Genomic DNA, 8,176 nt, shown 5'->3' with positions numbered 1-8,176 from the left:
GTGGAACTGGTTGCTTTTACCGGTGATTAGGATTTGTTCACTGAGGTACTGTTGATGGCGGATTTCGGCATACCATGCGCCGGTTTCTACCGTTTGTTTATCGCCTTTCTGCTTATAGTGCTGGTCATAGAGGTATTGGGTGCCGTGGGTGGTGTTGTCATCGGGCTGACTGTTGACCTCAGCTAGCATATCATTGCCTGCTTCACGGTAGTTATAGTCCTGTACCCGCACTGATTGTGGAACGGTTTTACTGTGCTGTTGTAAATCCCAGATACTTTCAATATGACTATCAACGGTGCCGCTGGGTTGTTGATAAACTATCGTGCCATAATTGTGATAACCTTGTTCGCCATCACTTATTACCATTACCTCACAGCCATGTTTACTGTCGGTTTCAAAACAGAACCAGACCCCGATATCGGCTAAAATACGTTGGATAAATTCGAGGTCGCTCTCTTGCCATTGGGTGATAAATTCACGCATTGGGTAGGTGTCACGTAATTCTAAGCGGTAGTCAATGCCGGTAAAGCCGTGTTTACGTAATATCTGCTCCACCACTTCAATCACACTTTGATGTTGGTAAATGGCGCTGTAGCGATGTAGGCCCAGTAACGCTAGGCGCGGCGCTAAGATCACTTTATATTGCGCTTGCTGTTTATTGACCGATAGCTGACTAAACTCAGTAATTACGCCGTGTAACGTGCGAGGCAAAGTGGGCTGAGTTAAAGAGCTAAGTTGCGTTGATAAGAGATGGGATTGTTGAGGTTGAAAGGTAAATTGAGCTTTTTGCGTGAGAATAGCATCAGCGGCTATCTGTTTGTCACTAGAGGTAAAAATAATTTCATAGTGCCATGGTTTGTTTAATGTGTCGTGGGCATTAACGCTTAATACTGACAGATGCTGAGCACGATCAACACCATTAATTGAAAGCGTGTAGTTATTAAGGGTAGGGTTACTCATTTTACTGATTAAGTGCTCCAGTGTATCCATGTTTTATTCCTTATTTTCCTAATATTTTTTGTTATTTTTCAATAATTGATAACGATTAAGTAAATAGATAGCGATAAAATACGTGTTTTTTGAGTTTATCGCAATTTTTTTGAAAAAATTTTGTTTTGATTTATGTTATCTGCGGATAAATTACGCCATATGCGGTATAAGATATAATTTTTAACTAAAGGCTTATTACAATAAAGCGAATCATTGAGTTGTGTTTTACGTTGATGGGATCTTTAAGTTAAGTCTGATAGATAACTTTTTAATAGTTGATGAGATACATGGATTCTCTTTTGATTATATAAACATGGCTATAAATAATTAGCAATAACCTAAACCATACCTAATCAATAAATCGTGTTAACACACTATTATTGTTTATTCGCTATATGCCATTATGTACATTATCAGAATCATGATATGTTATTGATTTTTAATTTAAGCGTTAATAAAGTTAGGTGTCATTATATTGGATACTTATGACAATCAATTAATTAAAATTCAATAAATATTAACAACGCGATGGAATCAGCTCAGCAATTAATTTTTTAAGGGTATGTAGAATGACAGAAATAAAAGATAACCATCATCTAGAAAGTAAATTACGTAAAGATTTAGGATTAGTCTCCGCTTTATCTCTGGTAGTAGGGATGGTGTTAGGTGCTGGCGCGTTTATGAAGCCGCCTGCAGTATTAGAAGTTACCGGCAGTTATAATTATGCTTTATTAGCCTGGATCATTGGTGGGTTATTTTCTATCTGTGGTGGGTTAACTTTATGTGAATTAGGCGTTATGTTTCCTCAAACAGGAGGATTATTTGTTTATCTTGAAAAAATTTATGGTCCTAAAATTGCCCATCTATATGGGTGGATGATTACGATTATTTTTGCGCCCTCTTTAGTCGGCGCTCTCGTGGGTTATTTTAGCTCGGTATTTTGTTTGTTGTTTGATATTCAAACGAATTACTCGATGGTAATTAGTGTGGGTGTTTTAGGTTTCATCGCTTTTATCAATTCAAGCGGTGTAAAGTATGCGGGCTATGTACAAACTGTAGCGACAATATGTAAATTAATTCCTATTTTATTATTGACCATTTTTGGGTTATGGAAAGGTAATGGGCACGTTGCGTTGTTTGGTTCTAATGCACAAGGTCTTGCTTCAACGGCTCCGTTTGCCGTGGCTATTTTAGCGACGTTATTCGCTTATGATGGTTGGGCTCAGGTCGCCTCGGTCGCGGGTGAGATTAATAAACCCTCCAAAATATTACCTAAAGCAATTATTATTGGTATTACTTTTTTAGTGGTGGTTTATGCCTGCATTAACTTGGCTTTATTTAAAATTTTTTCAGTAAAAGAAATGGTAGGGTTAGGGCATGATGCTTCTGCTATCGCTTCGCAGCGGCTTTTTGGCCATTTTGGTGGGAATTTAGTGGCTGTTGGGATTATGATCTCTATTTTAGGCGGTATTAATGGTTATATTATGACATTATCTCGCACCATATTTAGTATGGGGGAGCGCGGTAATATTATCGGTGCTAAATTTTTGAGTACCATTGATGAAGATAGCCGTTCTCCTGTCAATGCTATTTTATTACTAACAGTGTTTGCCTTTTTATACTCGACTTTACTTGATGCCGATAGACTCTCCGAAATATCAATGTTTTCGATTTGGATTTTCTATTTACTAACCTTTGTTGGTGTCATTATTGCCAGAAAGAAATATCCTAATGTTGCACGTCCCTATAAAGTCATCGCTTATCCCGTGATCCCACTTATTGCTATTTTAGGCGCTATTTATGTCATTTATGGTATGCTAGTTTATCAAACATTCAATGGTATAGTGTCTATCATATTAACCCTTATCGGCTTGCCGCTATATTTTTACTATACAAATAAACATCCGCATAATTCGTCGTCATTAGGGATGATAAAAAAATATAAAATTAAAACACCAGTTCGTGTCATCGTAGGCTGCTTATTTATTATGTTATTATTGACACTTTATGTCCGATATACATTATAGTTTCATAAAGATAGGATTGATGGTATTTTTATAGCGCTAACTATTTCAATATAGGGGAGAAAGTCATTCTTCCCTATATAATTCCTTTAATTATTGAGAGAAACTAAGAAGTATAAACTCGTCTATGGCATAATTAGTAACCTAATCCTGTTTAGTTAAATGACTTTCTCTGCCCTCGGATATTATCATTAAAATAGTTACATATTTTTGCCTCATGTTGGACTTCATTCTTCTGCTTTGCGTACCAAAATTAACTAACCTATGCGTCTAATGAAGTCTCTGCAATTAATTTTTGTATTATTGTTTCTGTATATGGGGATTAGAAGGCAATCGTTTTACCAAATAAAAAATAGAGTAGGTAACGGTTAGTTTGCCTAAAATCAACTTAGCGTCTTTGCTCTACCACTAAATTAACGTAGCCTCAACAGAGCCGTAGAGCGTTGATGGTTTGTGTTTTGATAGTAGCGATAATTACTTAAATTTATACCCATAGTAATTTTATAATACCTGATAGATAAAACGCACATGGTTGCCAAAAAACAATTAAGTATTACAATCATAGTCGATGACAAGTATGCAGCTATGTATGATAACTAGCTTTACCGCTTTGGTCATTAACAGCAATTAAAGAGTATATCTTATGGAAAAAGCAACATTTAATATTACGGGTATGAGCTGTTCTGCTTGCCAAAGTCGAATAGAAAAGGCGGTTGCCGCACTATCTGGCATAACATTGGTTAATGTCAATTTATTAAAAAATACCATGCAAGTTAGTTTTGATCCTAAACAATTATCTCCTCAGGAGATTATTAATACGGTGAAACAGGTGGGTTATGATGCGACTTATTCTTCAATGCCCAAAGCTAACAATGATACTGATGCCAATACAAAAAATTCGTTGACTACAGCGCAACAAATGGTCAAAAAACGGTTAATCATCAGTTGTCTATTTGCAGTGCCGTTATTTTATCTTGCTATGGGGCATATGCTCGGGTTGCCCATTCCCGCTTTCTTATCCCAATCCACCACGATATTCTCTTATGCATTTACACAGTTTTTACTTACGTTACCTGTCCTTGTGGTAAATATTAATTATTATAAAAATGGCTTTAAAGCACTGTTTGCAGGCGCGCCGAATATGAATTCGTTGATCGCTATCGGTTCTGGTTCAGCAATGATATATAGCATTTATATCCTGTATAAAATAGGTATCGCGCTTGAAAAAAGCGATCTAAAGATGGCAAATCACCTCGCGATGCAACTTTATTTTGAATCAGCCGCAATGATTCTTACATTGATTACAGCGGGTAAATACATTGAAGTTGGGGTAAAAGAGAAAACCTCCACAGCTATGACTAATTTAATGAATTTAATGCCCAAAACCGCTGTAATCATTGATGGAGGAAAAGAAAAAGTTATTCACTGCGATGATATCGCAATTGGTGATAGTTTGGTCATTAAATCAGGCGATAGTATCCCCGTTGATGGAATAATTATTAACGGTTCTGGTTTAATTGATCAGTCCTCGCTTACAGGGGAAAGCATTCCTTTGGAAAAGCAAGTGGGCGATCAAGTGATGAGTGCTAGCATTAATCAATCGGGTTATTTTGTTATGCGTGTCACCAAAGTTGGAGAAGCAACCACGTTAGCCCAGATAATTAGGCTTGTGGATGAGGCGACCTCTTCGAAACCACCGATTGCTAAATTAGCCGATAAAATTAGCGGGATTTTTGTTCCTATGGTTATTTTGATTGCCGTGATTGCTATGATGACTTGGTTAATACTTGGCGCCAGTTTAGAATTTGCGCTATCGATAGCTATTGCTATTTTAGTCATATCCTGCCCTTGTGCATTAGGGTTAGCAACCCCTACTGCCATTATGGTTGGCGCAGGGAAAGGAGCAACACAAGGCGTTTTATTTAAATCAGCGACAGCAATACAAACGACACAACAGATCGATACCGTTATTTTAGATAAGACGGGGACCATTACCGAGGGAAAACCGCAAGTTACTGATATCTTATGTACGGAAATCATCGATCCGGCAACATTACTTTTTATTGCTGCTTCTTTAGAGAAACTCTCGCCTCATCCTATTGCCCAAGCTATTATCACGGCATTTACCCAACACAAAAAGGGTTATGGTGAGGTTTTTGACTACCAAACGATTCCAGGTCAAGGAATTAGTGGTTTTATTGAACATCAACAATACGTTATTGGTAATTTAACCTTAATGCGTCAAAGACAAATTACCATCAATACAGAGCTACAACAACAAGCTAATGCCATGGCCTTAGCGGGCAAAACCGTACTTTTTATTGCTAATACCACCTATTTATTAGGTCTTATTGCCGTCGCTGATGTAATTAAAGTAACCAGTCGCCAAGCTATAGCAGAATTGACACGTATGGGTATTGATGTCCATATGTTTACTGGAGATAATAATCTCACGGCTTCGGCGATACAAAAACAAGTAGATATTAAACAGGTAAGCGCAGAACTTTTACCACAAGATAAGGCGTTGCTCATCCGCCAATTACAGCAACAAGGAAAGAAAGTGGCCATGATTGGGGATGGTATTAATGATGCGCCGGCGTTAGCGAGTGCTGATATTGGTATGGCCATTGGTGCCGGATCAGATATTGCTATTGAATCGGCCGATATTGTTTTGATTAAAAGTGATTTACTTGATGCGGTGACGGCCATACAGTTAAGTAAAGCCGTCATGCGTAATATCCGCCAAAATTTATTTTGGGCATTTTTTTATAATATTATTAGTATCCCGCTGGCGGCTGGGGTATTTTATCATTTTTGGCATATAACCTTAAATCCAATGATTGCTGCTATGGCGATGAGTTTAAGTTCGGTGAGTATTATTATCAATGCATTAAGATTACACTTATTTAAACCGCAACGACATCTAGCAGACCAACACGCTTTGAACATATCGGCGTTGAACAGTGAATTAGAAAATCGAGCATTAACTCAAGAGGTAATAAGGATGAAAAAACAGATATATATCGAAGGAATGTCATGTCAACATTGTTGTCAACGAGTAAAAAAAGCATTAGATACCATTCCAGGCGTCACTGAAGTAGAAATTGATTTAACCACCAATATCGCCACCGTTAAATTCAATCAAGGGGTGACGACTGAATCATTAACTACGGCTATTACTAATGCTGGTTATGATGTCATAAAGATACAATAATAGACTATCACCATTAATCAAGCGCTATGCCATGACGTAAGTTTTTGTTTAAGTTATGGCTTAACAACCGTTATTGATATTAAATATTTAGTTTAAATGGATAATCCTTATAAAGTTAATTCATCGATGTAAATATTGGTCACTAAGGCACCCTCCCCCTAATTATTGATTGGGAGGAGATTACGATAATAAGTAATAAAATAGGCCATCTTGATTGTGATCATCTAATAAAGATTTTATCAATACGATTAAAATTATCATGATGATATTATCGCTAATTCATCATGATAAACTTGATAGATACAGTTGATACGATAACCAGCCTCCCTCTATTTATCGCTATTTTTATTCGATTTTACGACTAAAATCGATGCTAATTAAGCACGTTATCATTAACTAATTACTTGCAAAGCATAGCATTTTTTTACTTTGTAATATGTTGATAAATAATATTTATTTCACCGCAAAAGCTTCTATTATAGGTCGGTAGTCATCACCGTTTTTTTTATAGACAGCTATATTAAGGTATAATTATGAACAATATTGTTGAGCAATTAAAAAATGCAATCTCTCCGGATATGTTAAAAACATTAGCGGCAGAATTACATGTGCCAGCAGAAAGTATTTCAAAGACATTAGATGGTATCTTCCCTAGTTTAATCGGTCATATCGCTAAAATTGGTGATAATGCCGCTAATTCAGGGGTAATGAATCAATTAATGGATATACTTAAATCTGATATTCCCTCTATTAATGATATTATCCATAATCCAGCTAATTTGAAGAACATGTTTTCTGGTTCAGACTCGCTAGGGCAAAAAGCAGAAAAATTTATTTCATTAATTTTTGGTAATAAACTTAATGAGTTTACTTCGACTATCGCTAATTATGGCAATATCGAAAAAAACTCAGCGTCATCTTTAATTAAAGTCGCAACCATTGCCGTCATATCATTGTTGGCTAAATTAGTGAAACAAAACCCAACGTCACCTATGGCTCTTGCTTCATTACTCTATTCGCAAAAGAATAATATTATCTCAGCGATACCTAAAAGTTTACTTACACCATTAGGTTTAGATAAATTCGCCAATTCAACGAATAAAATCGATAGTAATAAAGTAGAGACTAATCAAATTAAACCACATAAACGCGCCATTATCACCAATATTCTTCTTGGTATCATTATTGTTGGTATGGCTATGCTATTGTTACGTCATTGTACCAATAAACATGTTGAACAGCACAACCCAACTAGCAATCATACTAATCAAAATCTAACTGATTCGATGTATGATCCAAAGTACGATGCAAAACCACAATTAGCTACCGAACCAACAAAACAATCTACTGATGAGATTAAACAAGCGGTCGATTCGAGCAGTAATCCAACAGTAACCACATCGAATCTTAGTAGTAACAACGATGGGATGACAACACTTATATTACCAAATAATGTTAACTTAACTATCCCCGAGAACAGTACAGAGTCTAAACTTTTAGCGATAATTAAAGAAGATAAACCTGTCGTTAATGATAATTGGTTATCATTAGATCGTTTAGGATTTAATACGGGAAGTATCAACCTTTCACCCGCTTCACAACAACAATTATCTAATATCGCTCAAATTTTAAATGCTTATCCAAAAGTGAAACTTTTAATTGGCGGTTATACTGATAATGTCGGTCAAGATGATGATAATCTACTTCTCTCTCATCAGCGAGCCAATATTGTTAAAAATAATTTAATCGATTTAGGTATTGCGTCTGATCGTCTACAAGTAAAAGGTTATGGAAATGCCCATGCTATTGAAAACAATAATACCGAAGAAGGACGAGCACATAATCGTAGAATCGATATTTTAGTTACGGATAAATAACTAAATCACTATAAAGGCAATGGCTTGTCGCAGGGAATTGCCTTTAATTATTTTTATTCATGTAATGTAAC

4 protein-coding genes are annotated in these 8,176 nt (G+C 36.2%); 3 read left to right on the top strand and 1 reads right to left on the bottom strand.

The window, feature by feature from the left end:
• On the bottom strand, positions 1 to 990 hold a 990-nt coding region (locus O970_RS07465), incomplete at its 3' end, for a type VI secretion system Vgr family protein (RefSeq protein WP_024496495.1).
• A gap of 569 nt (positions 991 to 1,559) precedes the next feature.
• On the opposite strand from O970_RS07465, the gene O970_RS07460 reads away from it, so the two are divergent.
• The 3 genes from O970_RS07460 (at position 1,560) to O970_RS07450 (ending at position 8,105) form a co-directional block, all read left to right on the top strand.
• Positions 1,560 to 3,017: an APC family permease gene (locus tag O970_RS07460; protein WP_024496494.1), complete on the top strand. Its 1,458-nt coding sequence runs from the start codon at positions 1,560 to 1,562 to the stop codon at positions 3,015 to 3,017.
• A 640-nt stretch (positions 3,018 to 3,657) separates the two neighbouring features.
• On the top strand, positions 3,658 to 6,228 hold the full coding sequence (locus tag O970_RS07455) for a heavy metal translocating P-type ATPase (RefSeq protein WP_024496493.1): 2,571 nt from the start codon (positions 3,658 to 3,660) through the stop codon (positions 6,226 to 6,228).
• A gap of 533 nt (positions 6,229 to 6,761) precedes the next feature.
• On the top strand, positions 6,762 to 8,105 hold the full coding sequence (locus tag O970_RS07450; protein WP_024496492.1) for an OmpA family protein: 1,344 nt from the start codon (positions 6,762 to 6,764) through the stop codon (positions 8,103 to 8,105).
• The last annotated feature ends 71 nt before the right edge of the window (positions 8,106 to 8,176 follow it).

The sequence above is a fragment of the Candidatus Schmidhempelia bombi str. Bimp genome, assembly GCF_000471645.3.
GTDB classification, from domain to species: Bacteria; Pseudomonadota; Gammaproteobacteria; order Enterobacterales; family Orbaceae; genus Utexia; species Utexia bombi.
Note: the sequence above shows the minus strand (reverse complement) of the source record. Positions and strands in the feature narration are given on the sequence as shown.

Coding starts and splice junctions, on each gene's coding strand:
- O970_RS07450 (WP_024496492.1), top strand. CDS start 6,762: ATGAACAATATTGTTGAGCAATTAAAAAATGCAATCTCTCCGGATATG.
- O970_RS07460 (WP_024496494.1), top strand. CDS start 1,560: ATGACAGAAATAAAAGATAACCATCATCTAGAAAGTAAATTACGTAAA.
- O970_RS07455 (WP_024496493.1), top strand. CDS start 3,658: ATGGAAAAAGCAACATTTAATATTACGGGTATGAGCTGTTCTGCTTGC.